This is a genomic window from Pseudomonas sp. G34 (genome assembly GCF_031119625.1).
In the GTDB taxonomy this organism is placed as follows: Bacteria; Pseudomonadota; Gammaproteobacteria; order Pseudomonadales; family Pseudomonadaceae; genus Aquipseudomonas.
Map to the genome: position 1 here is coordinate 449,059 of NZ_JAVHZV010000029.1, position 17,852 is coordinate 466,910.

A 17,852-nucleotide genomic window follows, 5' to 3' on the forward strand; every position below is an offset into this window, starting at 1 on the left:
TTCTCCAAAGTTTATTTATTCGCATTTAGCCGAGCACCGCTCGCGACCAGTGCTGCTCACCCAATATCGCCAATGGCACGCCGCTGTCGCGAAGTTCAACAGCGCGCATGATCTTCAGCCCGTAGCTGCTATGCCGCCATTGCTCATTGCCGATACTGCCAACAATTAGAAAATCGGTTTTTTTGTTCACGCTGCCACCGATCAAACCACCGCGTTCCTCAACCAGTTGCTGGCAGGCCTTGCGAGGCCCATAAGCCATGGTGCCGGTGAACACGAACAGCCGGCCCTCGCATACCAATTCGGGCACCGGGTGGTTGAACGGGAGGTCATTGGGTGCGGCATAACGCTGTTCGGGCAGAGTATTGGCCAGCTCTACGCCACCGAAACGACGCAGGATATGCAATAGGTCGGCTGATTCGTCGGCATCGAGCACGCCATCACGCAGCATCAGGTCAAGGCGTTGGTACAAGAGGTTGACCACGGGGTCTTCGAGGTGGGCGACGTTTGCCTCAAGCCAGCGCTGCAAAAACTGCGCTTCCTCCAGTGAAACCACGCCATCTGCGGTAATACCAGCGGCCAGGCCAGCCAGCGCATCGGCTGAGCGGCGGTCCATTCGGGCTGAATTGAAAAAACGGCTGTTCTCAAACTCGCTATGCAAGTCCATAGGTGCACTCCCTCCCCTTCATCCAATGAAACGCCAGCCCCCATGGCCAGCGAACAACATCCGGTGCGGCAATCTATCGTCGCCGCTACCTACTTCAGCGCCCGGCCTTTTCGGCCAGCGCTGCAATCATCGTCCTGGTGTAGCCCTGCTCGCCCTCGGGCAGTTTCCGAAAGTGTTCGAGCAGATCTGACTCTGGGGCGCTGATCGCATCGGCACCCGCCAATGCGTGCTTCCCAGTGACCACGAACTGAACATCGACACCAAGCTCCGAAGCCTTAGCCAATACGGACGCGCCAATATCGCTGGTGCCTGCCTCATAACCCGCAAGGGTGCGTTTAGAAATCGAGAGCTCAGCGGCAAACCGCTCTTGGATAAACCCGAGCTCCTTACGTTGAATCTGCAGGCGATTGCCGATCGCCTCTTTGGAAAGATGCAATATTTTTCATCTCCGCTATTTACAAATGCAGGAACGCGCATCATTCTTCGTTTGCCATCACACGAAATTGCACGGAATTGCACTATGCCTAATGCCATCACTAGCGAGCAAGCGCGGATAGCTGCACGTGCTCGGCTGGAAAATGCGGGAAAGACCGTCCAAGAATGGGCAGTCGAGAATGACCTGCACCCCAGCACTGTCTACGCGGTGTTGAGCGGCCAGAAGAAATGCCTTCGCGGCGAAGCCCATCGCGCAGCGGTTCTACTGGGTATCAAAGCCGCCGTGGTTGCACAGTAATGGCTACCAGCCCCAGCAAAAACCAGAAGCGCAGCGCCGCCGTTCTAGAAACGCGCCGCCAGGTCATGAGCGCGGTAATCGCCGCCTTCCCGGGCGGCCGTGAGTCCGCCGCCGCCCGCCTGGGCCTGCCCCTTAAGAAACTGGACAACCACCTGTACGAGAACGCCGGCAGCCAACCGCTGACCGACGCCCAGGTGCACCAGCTCGAGCAGCAGGCCGGCACAGCCCATCTGCCGGACTACATCTGCCACCTCTACGGCGGCATGTTCGTGCCCATGCCCGAGCAAGGCGAGCTCGACAACCTGGATCTATACGCCCGTGGCCTGAGCACCAGTCAGCTACGCGGCATGGTCGACCAGCTGATCGCCAAGTCGCTGGACGACGGCGTTATCTGCGAAGCCGAGGTGCAAGCCATCCTCGCCGCCCACCGCCAGCATATCGCCGCACGCCACAGCGAAGTCACCGCGGTGATCGTGCTGCACAGTCGTAATGGGGAAACGCCGTGATGGGTCAGCCTTTTCCGAGCCGCGAGCGTATTTCCTTGAGCGCGGTGGCCACGTCCTCAACAGCGAAGCGGATGTCTTCGGCATTTACGGTGATGCGGGGCTGCAGCCCGTTCTCTGTGAGGCGCTCTTCCTCGCGCCCATTCATGGCCTTTACCAACACGTCGTGCCGCTCAACGAGCCGATCGACCAGCCTCTCAACTTCCTTACGCGTGTGATACCCCATGACCTACCTCAATGACGATGTACGGAAACAGTTGGAGCGCGTACTGGATAGAGCCCAGCAGCGCCTGGACACCCTACGGCAAACCGTTGAGTCCACCAATCCAGATGACGACGGTTCAGCGTTGCGCATCGCCATAGGAGACGCGATGGCGCCTCTGCAGATCGCAGCAGAAATAGCAGAACCGTTGGCGTAGGCACCTCGAAACAACCGCCTGATCTTGGGGAATCCAGGGCAGGCAACAGGACATGAGTCAGGCGCGGGATGCGTCACCACTTAACCGGCCCAGCCGGTGCCGCGATTAGCGGCGGGGAGACAGCTTGAGTACGTACAAACTGGTATGCCCGGCATGCCACGGTTGCATGCGCATCCGAACCAGCGTGGGGCAAACACCTTGCTTCCGCTCCACGTATTACCAGTGCCAGAACGTGGCCTGCGGCGCAACGTTCAGCGGCTCGGTAACGATCGATTACCAGCTCAGCCCGTCCGGCCTTGAACAGCCGCTGATGGTGCTGCCGGTCGCCCCGGCGGTGGAGCGCATGAAGGCCCTGCGCGACAACGCCAAAGCCACCAAGCAGATGGATCTGCTTGCAGCACTGGAGGAAGCGGTATGACCCAGCTCGAACACATCGACGCCACTGACTACCGCACCCGCATGCAGGGCTGTGCCCAGGCCTTCATCGAGCAGCACCAGGCCGAGCACCTGAGCGGCGACCCGCAGTTGTTCGAGCGCACCTGTCTGCACCTGGTGCATGCCCTGGAGGTGCCCTTGTTCATGGCGCCGCGCCTGGCGCACCTGGCCCTGAGCCAACACACCCGATAACCCCGTTTTCACCCAGCCCACGCCGTGGGTTTGGGCAAGTTGCGCCCGGAGCACGCCATGCACGTACACATCGAGCTGACCCACCCTATCGCCGAGGCCTGGCTGCAGCGCCTGCGTAGCGAGCTGCGTGAGGGCTTCCAGCAGCACTGGTATGACGATAAATACCGCGACGTGCCCGCCGGCCTGCGTAGCGCGCGCATCCTGCAGGACTACCCCGCCCTCGCTGGCCACAAGCAAACCATCGGCGTGCTACAGCTTGCGCTGAGCCAGGCGGAGAAACGCGCGTGAAGGCGATGGATAACGCTGTACGCACCGAGGTGCTGCGCCGGCTGGAAACCGAATACAACCTGCAGCCAGCCAAGGGCACCAAGTACCTGCGCAAGGGCGTATGCCCCAGCTGCGGCAAGCGGGAGCTGTATTCGCGCAGTGATGAGCCGTGGTTCATCAAGTGCGGCCGCGAGAGCAAGTGCGGCGAGCAGTGGCACATCAAAGAGCTGTATGAGGATCTGTTCGACGACTGGAGCAGCCGCGCGCCGGCCACCGATGCCGCGCCCAACGCCTCGGCCGACAGCTACCTGCAGTTCGCCCGCGGCTTCGACCTGGCGCTGATCAAGGGCTGGTACACCCAGGAGAACTTCTGGAGCCGCGAGGCCGGCGCCGGCAGCGCCACGGTGCGCTTCGCCCTGGAGCACGGCGGCTACTGGGAACGGCTGATCGACCGCCCGCACCGCTTCGGCAAGCAGAAGGCACGCTTCGCCCCAGGCAAGTCGCCCAAGGGCTACTGGTGGTGCCCGCCGAGCGTGGCTCTGCTCACGGTGAAGGAGCTGTGGATCGTCGAGGGCATCTTCGACGCCATCGCCCTCACCCACCATGGCATCGCCGCCGTGTCGGCCATGAGTTCGGGGGCCTTTCCGTTCGAGTCGCTCAAAGCGCTGGCCCACAACCGCGGCGGCAAGCTGCCAACGCTGGTGTGGGCGCTGGACAACGAGCCCGGGGCGCGTCGCTACATCCGCAAGCATGCTGCTATGGCCCGCGAGCTGGGTTACAGCTGCAGCGCGGCGCAGATCCCGCAGCGTGACCGCAAGGTGGACTGGAACGACCTGCACCAGCGGTGGCAATTCATCGACAACGCCGAACAACGCGCGGACCGCATCCACCGCGACATCGAGGAAGCCCGCTACCACGGCTCCCTGCTGCTGGCCGACAGCGCTGCCGAAAAAGGCATGCTTATGCATGACTGGCGCAAGCGCTACGAATTCCACTTCGCCTTCGAGAACCGCTTGTACTGGTTCAAGTTGGATCAGGACAAATTCAACAAGGCCATGCAGAACCTGGAGGCCTCCGACCACCACGAGGATCAGCTGCTCAACGATAAGCAGCGACGTGACAAAGCCCTGGAACAATGCGGCTCCGTCAGTGAAATCGCCAACTGCTACCCCGAAGCGCTGTACTTCCAGCGTAACGAGGTGACGGACGAGTCCTGGTACTACTTCCGCGTCGACTTCCCGCACGACGAACCCACCGTGCGCAACACCTTCACCGGTGGCCAGGTGGCGGCCGCCAGCGAGTTCAAGAAGCGCCTGCTGGGCATGGCGGCCGGCGCGGTGTTCACCGGCAGCGGCGCCCAGCTCGACAAGATTATGCGCGACCAGCTGTTCGGCCTGAAAACCGTGCAGACCATTGATTACGTGGGCTACAGCAAGGAACACGGTTGCTACGTGTTCGGCGACCTGGCCGTGCGCAGCGGCCAGGTGGAGCGCGTAAACGCCGAGGATTACTTCGAGTTCAAGAAGCTGCGCCTGAAAACGCTGCAGAAGTCGATCCGCATGGAGATCAACGGCGACGCCCACGACTACCGCACCGAGTGGCTCGACTGGCTGTGGCTGTGCTTCGGCGCCCAGGGGCTGGTGGCCCTGACCTACTGGTTCGGCTCGCTGTTCGCCGAGCAGATCCGCGCCGAATTTCAGTCCTTCCCGTTCCTGGAGGTGACCGGCGAGGCCGGCGCGGGAAAGTCCACGCTGCTGATGTTCCTCTGGAAGCTGCTCGGCAGGCAGGACGAAGAAGGCGACGACCCGCTCAAGATGACCAAGGCCGGTCTGCGCCGCTGGCTGAGCCAAACGGCCAACATGCCGGTGGTGGTGCTCGAGGCCGACCGTAGCGACCCCGAGGGTGGCCAGGGCAAGGCCTTCGACTTCGACCAGTTCAAGCCGCTCTACAACGGCCGCGGCCTGGGCCTGACCGGCGTGAAGAACGGCGGCAACGACACCAACGCGCCACCCTTCCGCGCCTCCCTGGTGTTCAGCCAGAACGCCACGGTGGCGGCGTCCGAGGCCATCCTCACGCGCATCGTCAAGCTGCACTTCATGCGCCCCACCGTGACCAGTGCAAGCCGCGCTGCGGCGGACAACCTCAACCACCTGCAGGCCAGTGACGTGAGCCACTTCCTGCTGCTGGCCACCAAGGCCGAGCAGAAGGTGCTGGAGGTGTTCCGCGAGCAGGTGAAGGTGCACGAGCAAACGCTGCGCGCCATGCGCGAGATCCGCGTGGAGCGAATCATCAAGAACCACGCGCAGATGCTCGCCCTGCTCGATGCCCTGCGCCTGGTGTTGCCCATCACCGACGAGCAGCTGCGTGGCACCCGCGAAGAGCTGCTGGCCATGGCACTGGATCGCCAGGGCGCCATCAACGCCGACCCGGACGAAGTGCGCACCTTCTGGGACGTGTACGACTATCTGCAGTCGCTCAGTGATGACCCAGTGGTGAACCACAGCAAAAAGCCGGACGTGATCGCCATCAACCTCAACGAATTCGCCGAACGCGCCGCTGAGCACAAACAGAAGCTGGCCGACGTGGCCACCCTGCGCACCCTGCTCAAGCTCAGCCGCTCACGCCCCTGCCTCGACCCTAACCGCGCCGTCGACAGCGCCGTACGCGCCGCTTTCAACAGCCGCAACCCCATGTCCCCACGCCCCTGCACCGTGAAGTGCTGCGTGTTCAAGGCATAACCCCGCCCAGGCGCTGCAACGCCCAGGCACACAACCCCAAAGGAGAAGCACCATGCAAAACCAACAAACCCCGCAATGGCTGGAGCTGTTCACCACCGCGTTCGGCGCCAAGGGCCTGGTCGCCCTGGCCTGGTGGGCCGGCGCCTACCACGCCGAGCGTATTCGCAACCTGCAGGGCACCTACCCCATCCTGCAGATCAACGGTGACAGCGGCAGCGGTAAGACCACACTGGTCGACAACTTGTGGAAGCTGTCGGGCGTTACCGAACCGGAGGGCGTCACCAACCGCAACCACACCTTCAGTGCCCTGCTGGCCCAGTTGGCCAAGGCGGTGAACGAACCGGTGGTGATCGACGACATGGCCAACGATGACGGCGGCGAGCACTTCGACTGGGAGGCCCTGCGCGAGTGCTACAGCACGTCCCTGGGCATGCGTGCCGACTTCGGCCAGCCGGTACGTTTCCGGGGCGCCCTGGTCATCGTCGGCACCGGGCCCAACATCCTCAAACAGCGCAGCGTGCAAGTGCAGCTCAAGCGCGCCGAACAGGCGCACGAGCGCAGCGCCGCTGTGCAGGCCCTTTATGACCTGCACCTCAGCGAGCTGGAAGGCTTCCTGGCCACCGTCAAGGCGCACCAGGACATGGCCATCTTCTGCATGGGCAAGGCCGAGGCCCTGGCCTTCGAGTTGGCCGACCAGGTGAGCACCGAGCTCAGCATCCGCGACGCCCGCAACCACGCGCAGCTGATCGCCTTGCTCGACTTCCTCGACAGCCTGTTCCACGTCCCCGCCGTCGCCCTCGACGCCGCCAAGGCCGAGGTGCGCGGCATGGCCTGGCACACCGTCGGCCGCACCCGTGGCCCGGTCGAGGACTGAGCCATGAACGACGAAACCCCAACCAGCGTCATCGCCACCCTGATCGGCAGCGGCATCGCCCTGCTGCTGCTCGCCGCCGGCGCAAACGCCACCCCGGACCTGCTGCTTGCCCTCACCCACTGACCCAACCGCCCAGGCGCTGCAACGCCTGGGCGACACCCAAAGGAGAAGCACCATGCTCAACCTGGAACTGGCCATGGCCTTTGAAGACTGGGCAAAGCCCCGCGGCTACGACATGCAGCGCAACCCTGCAGACCAGCAGTTCTACAACGTCGAAACCCGAGCTGCCTGGCTCGGTTTTGAAGCGGCCCATGGCCCGGACGGCTGCCGCCCCTATGGCCAGCAGCTTTACGCGGTGATCAAGAAATCGAGCGAGTACGCCCACCAGGGCGACAAGTTGTTCCCCGTGCGCGTGGCTGCGGCGCCCTACGGCGACTACATCGTGCACGGTGGCGTGGGCGGCGTGTACCGCAAGAAGGACGTGGATTTCTACGTGATCGAGGACGGCAAGCAATACCGCCTCAGCTGACACCGGCCAGGCCGGAAAAAGAGCGGCGCCGGGGGCTGCAACCCCCGACGCCAACCACCCCAAAGGAGAAGCACCATGCAAGTGAGTCAACCCCAAGGCGGCGGCGCAGAGCCTACCACACCAACAGCGCGCACCAGGCCCCCACTCGCCGGCAGTCGCCTGGATATGTCCAGCATCTGCGACATCTGCGGCAAAGCCCGCTCCACCCGCAAACACGCCAAGTGCAGCCGCACCCGCCAGAAGATGAAAGACGCCTACTGGCAAACCCACATGGCCGAGCAAGCCGCGAAGAAACAGGCCAAGCAGGAACGCCGCCGTTATGCGCGGTAGCGATTCGTAGCGCAGCTAGAACACCGTCAAATTCATTCTAGGCCCGGCAACGGGCCGCACTCATTTGCGGCCCATAGACTGGGCTTTTCGGCTTTCTCGAGGCACCAATGGCAGACGGCGTTGAAGTACGCGGCAACCGCGTGCGTGTGTATTTTAGGTACGAGGGCGAGCTCTGCCGTGAGCCAATCCCCGGTACCGCGACCAAGGCAGTGATCGCGAACGCCGAACGCCTGGTCGGCATCATCAACTACGAAATAGCGGCGGGCACCTTCAGCTACGCGCGGCATTTCCCCAACTCACCCAGGCTGGTGGGCAACACCCTAGGGCACTTCCTCGATCTGTGGCTGGATATCAAGCGCAACGAAATGGCGCCGTCCGGCTTCCGCACCTACAAGAGCAAGCTGGAGAACCATATCCGGCCACGCTGGGGCTCACACCAGGCCGACATGATCGACCACCTGGACCTGCAGGCCTGGGTGCAGAAGGAGCTACTGCCCAAGCTGCACAACAAGACGGTGCGGGAGATCCTGAACATCCTGCGGCAGGTGTATGTGATCTACCGCACCCGCAACCGATCAGCTCACGACCCTACCGAAGGCCTGACCGTCCGCCTACCAGACCCAGACGAAGCCGACCCATTCACGCGCAGCGAGATCAGAGACATCCTGCAAGGCCCCTCAGAGCGGCAGCAGGAGCTGAATCTGGCTCAGTTCATGATCTGGGCAGGCCCAAGGGTGTCCGAGGCCATACCGCTCGCCTGGGAGGACGTAGACCTGAAGAACGGCACGGTGAAGTTTCGGCGCTCTCAGGTGCGCGGCCATTACAAGGTTACGAAGACCCGGCGATCAACACGTGAGGTGCGCCTGCTGCGGCCGGCAATGGAGGCGCTGGAGGCCCAGCGCAGATTCACGGAAAAGGTTCGCCCGGTGGAAATCGAAGTAACCGACCGGGACAACAAGACGAAGAAGCGACAGGCGGTGCGGTTCGTCTTCCACTGCACCACCACCGGCGCCGCTCACTCGAGCTCGGACATGCTGCTCAAGGGCTTCTGGAAGCCGCACCTGCATGCGGTTGGCGTGCGCTACCGCGGCCCGAACAACTGCCGACACACCTATGCCAGCCAGCTGCTGAGCACCGGCGCGGTGCCGGTGGATTGGATCGCCGAGCAGATGGGTCACACGTCGACCGCGATGATCTGGCGCCACTACGGCAAATGGATCAACCGCGACGGCGCCGACATGATCGGCATCCTAGAGCGCGCCCTGGAGCTGTAAATCACCCCGCCAGAACGACAAAAGGCAGCCTTCGCAGGCTGCCTTTTTCGTTCGCCGTTCCCAAAGTGTTCCCAAATCCGTTCCCAATTCAGGGTGGATCGGTCTACAGCCCTTTGAAATCAGCCACTTACATGGTGCGGACGGAGAGACTCGAACTCTCACGCCTTGCGGCGCTGGAACCTAAATCCAGTGTGTCTACCAATTCCACCACGTCCGCGTGGTAATACTGTTTACAAACAAAAACGCCAGGCTTTTAAGGGCCTGGCGTTTTCAGAATATGGGGTGGACGAAGGGGATCGAACCCTCGACACCAGGAGCCACAATCCTGTGCTCTACCAACTGAGCTACGCCCACCATATTGCGTTACTGCTTTTCACTTGTGCCGACACACCTAGTGGCGCACCCGGCAGGACTCGAACCTGCGACCATCCGCTTAGAAGGCGGATGCTCTATCCAGCTGAGCTACGGGCACTTATCCATCCACCAGAGCAGACTTCAAGCTTCGGCTAGTGCGGCGACTTTCGTTGCTGCCGTTGCCACTTTACCCTGTCACTTGCTGTGCTCGCCAAGTGGTGCGCATCTTATAGAGGCGCCCTAGGGGCGTCAACACCCAAATCGAAAAAAATTCAGCTAGATAAAGGAGTTACACCAAATCTGCGTTCTGCCGCCTTTGCCCTTCCTTAATGCCATGCGAGAATGCGCGTCCTTTTTTCTCCCTTTCGATGGTTAACCAAGCGCAATGACCGCACAACTGATAGATGGCAAAGCGATTGCCGCCAATATCCGCCAGCAGATCGCCCAGCGCGTCGCCGAACGACGCCAGCAAGGACTGCGCGCACCCGGCCTGGCAGTGATCCTGGTCGGCAGCGACCCCGCCTCTCAGGTTTATGTCGCGCACAAGCGCAAGGATTGCGAGGAAGTCGGCTTTATCTCCCGCGCCTACGACCTCGGCGCCGAAACCAGCCAGGATGACCTGCGCGACCTGATCGACTCGCTGAACGAAGACGCCAGCATCGACGGCATTCTGCTGCAGTTGCCGCTGCCGGCCCACCTCGACGCCTCGCTGCTGCTCGAGCGCATTCGCCCGGACAAGGACGTGGACGGTTTCCATCCTTATAACATCGGCCGCCTGGCCCAGCGCATGCCGCTGCTGCGCCCCTGCACGCCCAAGGGCATCATGACCCTGCTGGCCAGCACCGGCCAGGATCTCTACGGCATGCACGCCGTGGTGGTGGGCGCCTCGAATATCGTTGGCCGGCCGATGGCGCTGGAGCTGCTGCTCGGCGGCTGCACCGTGACCATCACTCACCGTTTCACCAAGGACCTGGCTGGCCACGTAGGCCAGGCCGATATCGTCGTGGTCGCGGCGGGCAAGCCCGGGCTGGTCAAGGGCGAGTGGGTGAAGGAAGGTGCGATCGTCATCGACGTCGGCATCAACCGGCAGGCCGATGGCAAGCTGATCGGCGACGTGGTCCATGAAACCGCCCTGCCCCGCGCCGGCTGGATCACCCCGGTGCCCGGCGGCGTCGGCCCGATGACCCGCGCCTGCCTGCTGGAAAACACCCTGCACGCCGCGGAACACCTGCACGCCTGACGGCTCTGCCGCTGCGAAAACGGCGTCCATAGGGCGCCGTTTTCATTTCAGCTCAGCGCGCGGGTGGCGCCCTGGGGCTTGCGCACGAACCACAGCACCCGGCTGACGCCGCGGGTCACCGCCACATAACCGAGGCGCAAGCTCTCGTCCGCCATCGCCTGGTCATAGTTGTTGGCGAAGAAGCCGCAGTAGGCGTACAGCGCATTACGCAAGGGATGGGGCGTGGTTGGCAGGCAGTCGTCGACGATGATCGCCACCTCGGCCTGCAGACCCTTGGCACGGTGGATGGTATAGGCCTTGACGGGCAACTTGCGGTCGAGCCCGGCCTGTATGTCCTTCAGGGTGTCGTTGCGCCGCCCCAGCAATAGCACGGCGGTACGCTCCCGGGAATCGATCGAACGCGCATAGTCGCATTGCGCCGTGATTTCGCTGTGCAGCGCGCTCAGATCGCGGGCCAGATCGAACGGCGTTACCAGCTTCACCCCATGACTGCCTGGCGGCGCGCTGCGGATCGCCACCGTCGCCTTGTCCTGCTTGAAGGCCACCTCGCCGAGTATCGATTCGGCAGCGCGGATCACCGGCTCGACGGAGCGATAGTTGGCTTGCAGCAGCAGCACCGCGCTCTTGCCCCTGCCTTTGCTCGGGAAGTGCCGGTCGAAGGCCATGAACAGCTCCGGCGAGCTGCCCCGCCAGCCGTAGATCGACTGCCAGTCGTCGCCAATGGCCATCAGGCTCACCGCCGTTGCCGTGCCGGCCAGGCGCCTGTGCACGGCCTGTAGCCATTGCACGATCTGCGGCGAGACGTCCTGGAACTCATCGATCAACAGATGGGAAAAGCTCGCCAGCCTCTCTGCATCCAGGCGCCCATCACCCTCATCGAGCCGCTGCGTCAGTTGCTGGAAGGCGCCATTGAAGGTCATCAGGCCCTGCTGGCTCAGCTGCTGGGCAAAGGCCTTCCAGAATGCCTGCAGCGCCAGCAGGAAGGTTCGCTCGGCTGGCGAGCAGGCCAGCGCTGCCACGGCCATCTGCTCGATACGAATGCCGATGCTTTCGATAAAACCCGCCTGCCCGTAAAACACCTCGAACAAGGGAGCGGCGTGCAACTCACCCGGTAACCTGAACGGCTGCATCGGCGCCTTGGGCAGGGCCTTTTGCGGATCGGGCGGCTGGGAGCCGAGCAGTTCGTGAACCCAGCCGCGAAACGCCGGGTCATCGGCGTAGCAGGCCTGGTAGGCGTCCTTGAGCAGGCGCGTTTGCGCGGGGCCCAGACGCCCGCCGGCCAAGGGATTGTCCGGCTCGCTTGCCGACGCCTGCTTGTCGCCCAACTGCTCGAACCAGACGGGATTGCCCAGCACCTCGCGCGCCAGCACACCCATCGCCGAGTGGAAGGTGCGCACGCACTGGCGCACCGCCTGCGCGTCGACCGGCGACTGCCAGAAGCCGAGCACGCTCGTCAGTCGCTCACGCAACTCGGCGCAGGAGGCATTGGTGAAGGAGATCACCGTCAGCCGCTGCGGCTCGACATTCAGGTGGCAAAGCATGAACACCACGCGCAGCACCAGAGTCGTCGATTTGCCCGAGCCAGCGCCGGCAAAGATGCGCGTCAGTGGCTGGCGACAGAGGATCATCGCCCACTGCTCATCGGACGGCGCGCCGATGATGCCGGCAGCGGCGGCGCGCGCTACGGTCTCGCGCATCGCCTGCTCCTGGGCCGCGGTAACCTTGATCGCCGCTGCCGAGTAGATGCCGGCGCTAGCGCGCCTTACCGGCTTTTTTGTTGCCGGTTCTCCTTTGCCTTTACTGGCACCAGCCCCCTTTACCCCGGGTTTTGCCGCTGCGGCCTTTTTCTTCACCAGCGGCTTTTTCGCCACTGCTTTGGCGCGCTCGGCAGCGGCATGCTTCTCGGCTTCAAGGTAAGCGGCGGTACGCGGAAAGTAGCGCGCCAGGGTGTTGGAGAGCAGCAATTTGTAGCGGGTCAGCATGGGGTTTCCGTGGCGTTTGCGGGGTAAGCGTCTGGAAATGAAAAGGCCGCTTACGCGGCCTTTTTGGGTGTAGTGCGCGATTATTCAGCAAGGCGCCAGGTGGTACCACCCTTGCCATCCTCGAGCACCACGCCGAGGGCGGTAATATGATCGCGAATGCGGTCGCTTTCCGCCCAGTTCTTCTCGGCACGGGCCTGCAGCCGCGCGGCGATCAGCGCTTCGACTTCAGCGGCATCGACCTTGCCGGCAGCACCGGCCTGGAGGAAGCCCTCGGGTTCGAGCTGCAACACGCCGAGCACGCTGGCCAGCTGCTTGAGCTGTGCGGCCAGGCCAGCCGCCGCTTGCAGATCCGACTCGCGCAGGCGATTGACCTCGCGGATCATCTCGAACAAGACGGCGCAGGCTTCCGGCGAATTGAAATCGTCGTCCATCGCCGCGCTGAAGCGTTCGACGAAGGCTTCACCACCGGCAGGCTGAGCCTCCGGCAGCCCCTTGAGGCCATTGTAGAAACGCTCCAGGGCGCCCTTGGCTTCGCGCAGGCTTTCTTCCGAATAGTTGATCGGGCTGCGGTAGTGGCTGGACACCAGGAGGTAGCGCACCACCTCGGGGTGATATTTCTCCAGCACCTCGCGGATGGTGAAGAAGTTGCCCAGGCTCTTGGACATCTTCTCGCCATCCACGCGCACCGCGCCGGCGTGCATCCAGGCGTTGGCGTACTGCTTGCCGGTGGCTGCCTCGCTCTGCGCGATCTCGTTCTCGTGGTGCGGGAACACCAGGTCCGGGCCGCCGCCGTGAATGTCGAAGGTCTCGCCCAGGCAGCAGGTGGACATCACCGAGCACTCGATATGCCAGCCCGGACGGCCCTGGCCCCAGGGCGAATCCCAGCTTGGCTCGCCCGGCTTGGCGCCCTTCCAGAGCACGAAGTCCAGCGGATCCTCCTTGATTTCGTCGACCTCGATGCGCGCGCCGATCTTCAGCTCGTCGATCTTGCGACGCGACAGCTTGCCGTAGCCTTCGAACTTGCCGACGCGGTAGTACACGTCGCCATTGCCGGGGGCGTAGGCATAGCCCTTGTCGATCAGGGTCTGGATCATCTGGTGCATGCCGGCGATATGGCCGGTGGCGCGCGGCTCGAGATCCGGGCGCAGCACGCTCAGCCGCGCTTCGTCTTCATGCATCGCCGCGATCATGCGCTCGACCAGCGCCTCGAACGGCTCGCCGTTTTCATTGGCGCGCTTGATGATCTTGTCGTCGATATCGGTGATGTTGCGAACGTAGGTCACGTCATAGCCGCGATGACGCAGCCAGCGGGTGACCACGTCGAAGGCGACCATCACCCGGGCATGGCCGATGTGGCAGAAGTCGTACACGGTCATGCCGCACACGTACATGCGCACCTGATTACCAACCAGCGGCTTGAGCGGTTCCTTGACCTTGCTGAGGGTGTTGTAAATGCTCAGTGCCATTTACTGCCCCCAGGAATCGCGCAGGGTAACGGTGCGGTTGAACACCAATGCGTCCGGCTTGGAATCCTTGTCCAGGCAGAAGTAGCCTTCGCGCTCGAACTGGAAGCGATCCTCGGCGCCGGCCTGGGCCAGCGACGGCTCGGCGCGGCAGCCGGTGAGCACCACCAGCGATTCGGGGTTGATGTTGTCGAGGAAGCTGCCGCCCTGCTCGCCATCTTCACCGGCCTTCTCCGGGTTGGCGGAGCGGAACAGGCGATCATAGAGGCGCACTTCGCACTCGACGCTGCCTGCAGCCGGCACCCAGTGGATCACGCCCTTGACCTTGCGACCTTCCGGGTTCTTGCCCAGGGTGTTCTCGTCATAGCTGCAGCGCAGCTCGACGATGTTGCCGGCGGCGTCCTTGATCGCTTCATCGGCGCGGATCACGTAGCTGCCGCGCAGGCGCGCTTCGCCGCCTGGCACCAGGCGCTTGAAGCCGTCCGGCGGGGTTTCTTCGAAATCGCTGGCGTCGATGTAGATCTCGCGGCTGAACGGCAGCATGCGGGTGCCCATGTCCTGCTTGGGATGACGCGGCAGCTCCAGGTTCTCGACCTGGCCTTCGGGGTAGTTGGTGATCACTACCTTGAGCGGCTTGAGCACGCACATGGCGCGCGAGGCGTTGGCGTCCAGGTCTTCGCGGATGGCGAACTCCAGCATGCCGATATCCACCAGGCCCCCGGCGCGGTTGACGCCGATCATGTCGCAGAAGGTGCGGATCGAAGCCGGCGTGTAACCACGGCGACGGTAGCCCGAGAGCGTCGACATGCGCGGGTCATCCCAGCCGTTGACGTGCTTCTCGTCGACCAGTTGCTTGAGCTTGCGCTTGCTGGTGATGGTGTAGTTCAGGTTCAGGCGGGCGAATTCGTACTGGCGCGGTTGCGCCGGCACCGGCAGGTTGGCCAGGAACCACTCGTACAGCGGGCGGTGATCCTCGAATTCCAGGGTGCAGATCGAGTGGGTCACGCCTTCGATGGCATCGGACTGGCCATGGGTGAAGTCGTAGCTCGGGTAGATGCACCACTTGTCGCCGGTCTGGTGGTGATGGGCGTGGCGGATGCGGTAGAGGATCGGGTCGCGCAGGTTCATGTTGCGCGAGGCCATGTCGATCTTGGCACGCAGGGAACGGGCGCCGTCCGGGAACTCGCCAGCCTTCATGCGGGCGAACAGGTCGAGGTTCTCCTCGACGCTGCGCTCGCGATAGGGGCTGTTCTTGCCGGGGGTATTCAGGGTGCCGCGGTATTCGCGCGCTTCGTCCGGGGTCAGGTCGTCGACGTAAGCCTTGCCAGCCTTGATCAGCTCGACGGCCCAGTCGTGCAACTGGTCGAAGTAGTTGGAGGCGTAGCGTTCTTCACCTGCCCACTTGAAGCCCAGCCACTGGACGTCGGCCTTGATGGCGTCGATGTATTCCTGGTCTTCCTTGGCCGGGTTGGTGTCGTCGAAACGCAGGTTGCACTCGCCACCGAATTCCTGGGCCAGGCCGAAGTTCAGGCAGATCGACTTGGCATGGCCGATGTGCAGGTAGCCATTGGGCTCCGGCGGGAAACGGGTGATGATCTTGGCGTGCTTGCCAGCGTCCAGGTCGGCCTGAACGATGGGCAGCAGGAAGTTGGCAGCTTTTTCGACGGTGGGCTTGCTCATGGTGTCCTTAGCGCGTGCGGATTGCGGCACAGGGTAGGCCGACTAAAACAAAGCGCTTATCATAGCCCAAGCTGTCAACCCCCTGACAGGCCTTGGTGCCTGCTCACTGACCTTCGGGCAGCATTAATGCCCCGGTCAGCCTGAAGCGGCCCGCGATTTTCTCGACAGAGCGATTAAGCACATGATCAAGCTGAACACCAACCACGGCGTCATCACCCTCAAGCTGTTCGAAGACAAGGCGCCGGAAACCGTCGCCAACTTCAAGGAATACGTGAAGAGCGGCCATTACGACGGCACCGTGTTCCACCGCGTGATCGGCAACTTCATGATCCAGGGTGGTGGTTTCGAACCCGGCATGAAGCAGAAGCCGACCCGTGCGCCAATCAAGAACGAAGCCAACAACGGCCTCTCCAACAAGACCGGCACCGTGGCCATGGCCCGTACCATGGAGCCGCATTCGGCCTCCGCGCAGTTCTTCATCAACGTTGCCGACAACACCTTCCTCGACCACAGTGCACAGACCGTGCAGGGCTGGGGTTACGCGGTGTTCGGTGAAGTGGTCGAAGGCCTGGACGTGGTCGAAGCCATCAAGGGCGTCTCCACCACCATGAAATCCGGCCACCAGGACGTTCCGGCCGAAGACGTGATCATCGAGAAGGCCGAGATCGTCGAGTGATCCTGCTGATCTCCGACCTGCATCTTGAAGAGGAGCGCCCGGACATCACCCGGGCGTTCTTGCATTTTCTCGACACTCGCGCCCGCCAGGCCGAGGCGCTGTACATCCTCGGCGACTTTTTCGAAGTATGGATTGGCGACGACGCCATGAGCCCCTTTCAGCACGGCATCGCCGGGGCGCTGCGGCGCTTGAGCGACAGCGGCACACGCATCTACCTGATGCACGGCAACCGCGACTTTCTGCTCGGCAAGGCCTTCTGCCGCGAGGCAGGCTGCACCCTGCTCGGCGAGCCCCATACCGTTGAGCTGGCGGGCGAGAAGGTGCTGCTGATGCACGGCGACAGCCTGTGCACCCGGGATATCGGCTACCAGAAGATGCGCCGCCTGCTGCGCAACCCGCTGAGCCTGTTCATCCTGCGTAACCTGCCACTCAATACCCGGCACCAGCTGGCCCGCAAGCTGCGTTCGGAAAGCCGCTCGCAGACGCGCATGAAGGCCAGCGATATCGTCGATGTCACGCCTGCTGAAGTGCAGCGGGTGATGGGCCGATATGGCGTCAAGACGCTGATCCACGGCCATACCCACCGCCCCGACGTGCATGCACTGCAGGTCGATGGCCAACCGGCGCGGCGTATCGTGTTGGGCGACTGGGACAAGTACGGCTGGGCGCTGCAGGTCGACAACAACGGCTTCAACCAGAGCCCCTTCGCCCTGGCATGAACCCCAGGTAACCCGGCGTTGAGCGAAGCGATAGCCGGGAATTATCGGCCGACGAAGCCCGCCTGCGCCTGCGGAACGCCGCTGTGGAAGCGAAACTCCGTATCGGGTGACTCGATGAGCTCCTGCTCCACCGCCCTCACCCGCTCGATGACCTGATCGACATCCGCCGCCTCGCCATACTGGTAGGCCAGCTTCAGGTAGCCCTGAAAGTGCCGCGCTTCGCTTTTCAGCAAGCCGAAGTAGAACTTGCCGAGCTCGTCGTCCAGGTGCGGCACCACTGCCTCGAAGCGCTCGCAGCTACGCGCCTCGATAAAGGCGCCGACCACCAGGGTGTCGACCAGCTTGTAGGGTTCGTGATTGCGCGTCACCTTGCGCAGCCCTGACGCGTAACGCGCCGCCGACACCGGGCGCAGGCCGATCTTGCGGCGCTTCATGATGCGCAGCACCTGCTCGTGGTGTACCAGCTCCTCGCGGGCCAGGCGCGACATCATGTTGATCAGGTCGGCGTGGCAGCTGTACTTGGCGATCAGGCTCAGCGCCGTGCTGGCGGCCTTGAACTCGCAGTTCTTGTGGTCGATCAGCATGATGTCCTGGTTGGCCAGGGCAGCATCGACCCAGGCCTGGGGCGTGCGGCAACCAAGAAACTCGTGGATTTCCGGCAGGCTCGGCGTGGCGCTGCGGCGGCTGGGTGATGGCTGATCGGGAGCGGTGGCTGGAAACAACACGGGTATGGGCTCTGGCGGCTGGCTAAGTGGTAAGCCGGCCATTATAGGGCCGCCA

Annotated in this window: 21 protein-coding genes and 3 tRNA genes; 14 read left to right on the forward strand and 10 right to left on the reverse strand. The window is 63.2% G+C overall.

The window, feature by feature from the left end; genetic code table 11:
- Nucleotides 1-25 precede the first annotated feature (25 nt).
- The gene (locus QYS36_RS20420) at nucleotides 26-664 is read right to left on the reverse strand and encodes a BRCT domain-containing protein (RefSeq protein ID WP_308841191.1); all 639 of its coding nucleotides are present in this window, start codon (nucleotides 662-664) and stop codon (nucleotides 26-28) included.
- A gap of 94 nt (nucleotides 665-758) precedes the next feature.
- Nucleotides 759-1,100, reverse strand: coding sequence for a helix-turn-helix transcriptional regulator (locus QYS36_RS20425; protein WP_308841192.1), 342 nt, complete (start codon nucleotides 1,098-1,100; stop codon nucleotides 759-761).
- An 84-nt stretch (nucleotides 1,101-1,184) separates the two neighbouring features.
- Here QYS36_RS20425 and QYS36_RS20430 point away from each other — a divergent pair, with 84 nt between their 5' ends.
- Both QYS36_RS20430 and QYS36_RS20435 read left to right on the forward strand, forming a co-directional pair.
- Nucleotides 1,185-1,397: a DNA-binding protein gene (locus QYS36_RS20430; protein WP_308841193.1), complete on the forward strand. Its 213-nt coding sequence runs from the start codon at nucleotides 1,185-1,187 to the stop codon at nucleotides 1,395-1,397.
- Complete coding sequence (locus tag QYS36_RS20435; protein ID WP_308841194.1) at nucleotides 1,397-1,903, forward strand: YmfL family putative regulatory protein; 507 nt, start codon at nucleotides 1,397-1,399, stop codon at nucleotides 1,901-1,903. Before QYS36_RS20430 ends, QYS36_RS20435 begins: the two co-directional genes overlap by 1 nt.
- Nucleotides 1,904-1,907: 4 nt before the next feature.
- Here the strand turns inward: QYS36_RS20435 and QYS36_RS20440 are convergent, their stop codons facing one another.
- Nucleotides 1,908-2,126, reverse strand: a complete 219-nt coding sequence (locus QYS36_RS20440) for a hypothetical protein (RefSeq protein ID WP_308841195.1) — start codon at nucleotides 2,124-2,126, stop codon at nucleotides 1,908-1,910.
- Here QYS36_RS20440 and QYS36_RS20445 point away from each other — a divergent pair.
- The 9 genes from QYS36_RS20445 to QYS36_RS20485 all read left to right on the forward strand — a co-directional run bounded on the left by QYS36_RS20445 (nucleotide 2,125) and on the right by QYS36_RS20485 (nucleotide 8,958).
- Nucleotides 2,125-2,319 (forward strand): hypothetical protein, encoded by a 195-nt coding sequence (locus QYS36_RS20445; RefSeq protein ID WP_308841196.1) that lies wholly within the window; start codon nucleotides 2,125-2,127, stop codon nucleotides 2,317-2,319. The genes QYS36_RS20440 and QYS36_RS20445 overlap by 2 nt on opposite strands.
- 124 nt (nucleotides 2,320-2,443) lie before the next feature.
- Complete coding sequence (locus QYS36_RS20450) at nucleotides 2,444-2,737, forward strand: ogr/Delta-like zinc finger family protein (RefSeq protein ID WP_308841197.1); 294 nt, start codon at nucleotides 2,444-2,446, stop codon at nucleotides 2,735-2,737.
- A complete protein-coding gene (locus tag QYS36_RS20455; protein ID WP_308841198.1) occupies nucleotides 2,734-2,946 on the forward strand; it encodes a hypothetical protein in 213 nt (70 codons plus the stop codon). The genes QYS36_RS20450 and QYS36_RS20455 overlap by 4 nt, the downstream gene beginning before the upstream one ends.
- A 57-nt stretch (nucleotides 2,947-3,003) precedes the next feature.
- Entirely contained in the window at nucleotides 3,004-3,234 is a 231-nt protein-coding gene (locus QYS36_RS20460) for a hypothetical protein (protein ID WP_308841199.1), read from the forward strand.
- Nucleotides 3,235-3,239: 5 nt separating this feature from the next.
- Nucleotides 3,240-5,951, forward strand: coding sequence for a toprim domain-containing protein (locus QYS36_RS20465; RefSeq protein WP_308841200.1), 2,712 nt, complete (start codon nucleotides 3,240-3,242; stop codon nucleotides 5,949-5,951).
- A 52-nt stretch (nucleotides 5,952-6,003) separates the two neighbouring features.
- Nucleotides 6,004-6,825, forward strand: a complete 822-nt coding sequence (locus QYS36_RS20470) for a hypothetical protein (RefSeq protein ID WP_308841201.1) — start codon at nucleotides 6,004-6,006, stop codon at nucleotides 6,823-6,825.
- Between the two features lie 175 nt (nucleotides 6,826-7,000).
- Nucleotides 7,001-7,354: a hypothetical protein gene (locus QYS36_RS20475; RefSeq protein WP_111462595.1), complete on the forward strand. Its 354-nt coding sequence runs from the start codon at nucleotides 7,001-7,003 to the stop codon at nucleotides 7,352-7,354.
- A 165-nt stretch (nucleotides 7,355-7,519) separates the two neighbouring features.
- On the forward strand, nucleotides 7,520-7,684 hold the full coding sequence (locus tag QYS36_RS20480; protein ID WP_308841202.1) for a hypothetical protein: 165 nt from the start codon (nucleotides 7,520-7,522) through the stop codon (nucleotides 7,682-7,684).
- A gap of 107 nt (nucleotides 7,685-7,791) precedes the next feature.
- Nucleotides 7,792-8,958 (forward strand): Arm DNA-binding domain-containing protein, encoded by a 1,167-nt coding sequence (locus QYS36_RS20485; protein ID WP_308841203.1) that lies wholly within the window; start codon nucleotides 7,792-7,794, stop codon nucleotides 8,956-8,958.
- A gap of 132 nt (nucleotides 8,959-9,090) precedes the next feature.
- On the opposite strand, the gene QYS36_RS20490 is transcribed toward QYS36_RS20485, so the two are convergent.
- The 3 genes from QYS36_RS20490 to QYS36_RS20500 form a co-directional block, all read right to left on the reverse strand.
- A tRNA-Leu gene (locus QYS36_RS20490) sits at nucleotides 9,091-9,175 on the reverse strand.
- A 61-nt stretch (nucleotides 9,176-9,236) separates the two neighbouring features.
- Nucleotides 9,237-9,312: transfer RNA gene (locus QYS36_RS20495), tRNA-His, on the reverse strand.
- 41 nt (nucleotides 9,313-9,353) lie between these two features.
- A tRNA-Arg gene (locus QYS36_RS20500) sits at nucleotides 9,354-9,430 on the reverse strand.
- Between the two features lie 267 nt (nucleotides 9,431-9,697).
- Between QYS36_RS20500 and folD the strand changes: the two genes are divergently transcribed.
- Nucleotides 9,698-10,552, forward strand: a complete 855-nt coding sequence (gene folD, locus QYS36_RS20505) for a bifunctional methylenetetrahydrofolate dehydrogenase/methenyltetrahydrofolate cyclohydrolase FolD (protein ID WP_308841204.1) — start codon at nucleotides 9,698-9,700, stop codon at nucleotides 10,550-10,552.
- 47 nt (nucleotides 10,553-10,599) lie between these two features.
- Here the strand turns inward: folD and QYS36_RS20510 are convergent, their stop codons facing one another.
- The 3 genes from QYS36_RS20510 to QYS36_RS20520 form a co-directional block, all read right to left on the reverse strand.
- Nucleotides 10,600-12,534, reverse strand: a complete 1,935-nt coding sequence (locus QYS36_RS20510) for an ATP-dependent helicase (RefSeq protein ID WP_308841205.1) — start codon at nucleotides 12,532-12,534, stop codon at nucleotides 10,600-10,602.
- 80 nt (nucleotides 12,535-12,614) lie between these two features.
- Nucleotides 12,615-14,000, reverse strand: a complete 1,386-nt coding sequence (gene cysS, locus QYS36_RS20515) for a cysteine--tRNA ligase (RefSeq protein WP_308841206.1) — start codon at nucleotides 13,998-14,000, stop codon at nucleotides 12,615-12,617.
- Nucleotides 14,001-15,677 carry a glutamine--tRNA ligase/YqeY domain fusion protein gene (locus QYS36_RS20520; RefSeq protein ID WP_308841207.1) on the reverse strand — a complete coding sequence of 559 codons (1,677 nt, stop codon included), beginning with the start codon at nucleotides 15,675-15,677 and terminating at the stop codon, nucleotides 14,001-14,003. It abuts the gene before it with no gap.
- 181 nt (nucleotides 15,678-15,858) lie between these two features.
- Between QYS36_RS20520 and QYS36_RS20525 the strand changes: the two genes are divergently transcribed.
- Both QYS36_RS20525 and lpxH read left to right on the forward strand, forming a co-directional pair.
- Nucleotides 15,859-16,353 carry a peptidylprolyl isomerase gene (locus tag QYS36_RS20525; RefSeq protein ID WP_308841208.1) on the forward strand — a complete coding sequence of 165 codons (495 nt, stop codon included), beginning with the start codon at nucleotides 15,859-15,861 and terminating at the stop codon, nucleotides 16,351-16,353.
- On the forward strand, nucleotides 16,350-17,072 hold the full coding sequence (lpxH, locus tag QYS36_RS20530) for a UDP-2,3-diacylglucosamine diphosphatase (RefSeq protein WP_308841209.1): 723 nt from the start codon (nucleotides 16,350-16,352) through the stop codon (nucleotides 17,070-17,072). The genes QYS36_RS20525 and lpxH overlap by 4 nt, the downstream gene beginning before the upstream one ends.
- A gap of 41 nt (nucleotides 17,073-17,113) precedes the next feature.
- On the opposite strand, the gene QYS36_RS20535 is transcribed toward lpxH, so the two are convergent.
- The gene (locus tag QYS36_RS20535) at nucleotides 17,114-17,794 is read right to left on the reverse strand and encodes a tRNA isopentenyl-2-thiomethyl-A-37 hydroxylase MiaE (protein ID WP_308841402.1); all 681 of its coding nucleotides are present in this window, start codon (nucleotides 17,792-17,794) and stop codon (nucleotides 17,114-17,116) included.
- Nucleotides 17,795-17,852: the final 58 nt, after the last annotated feature.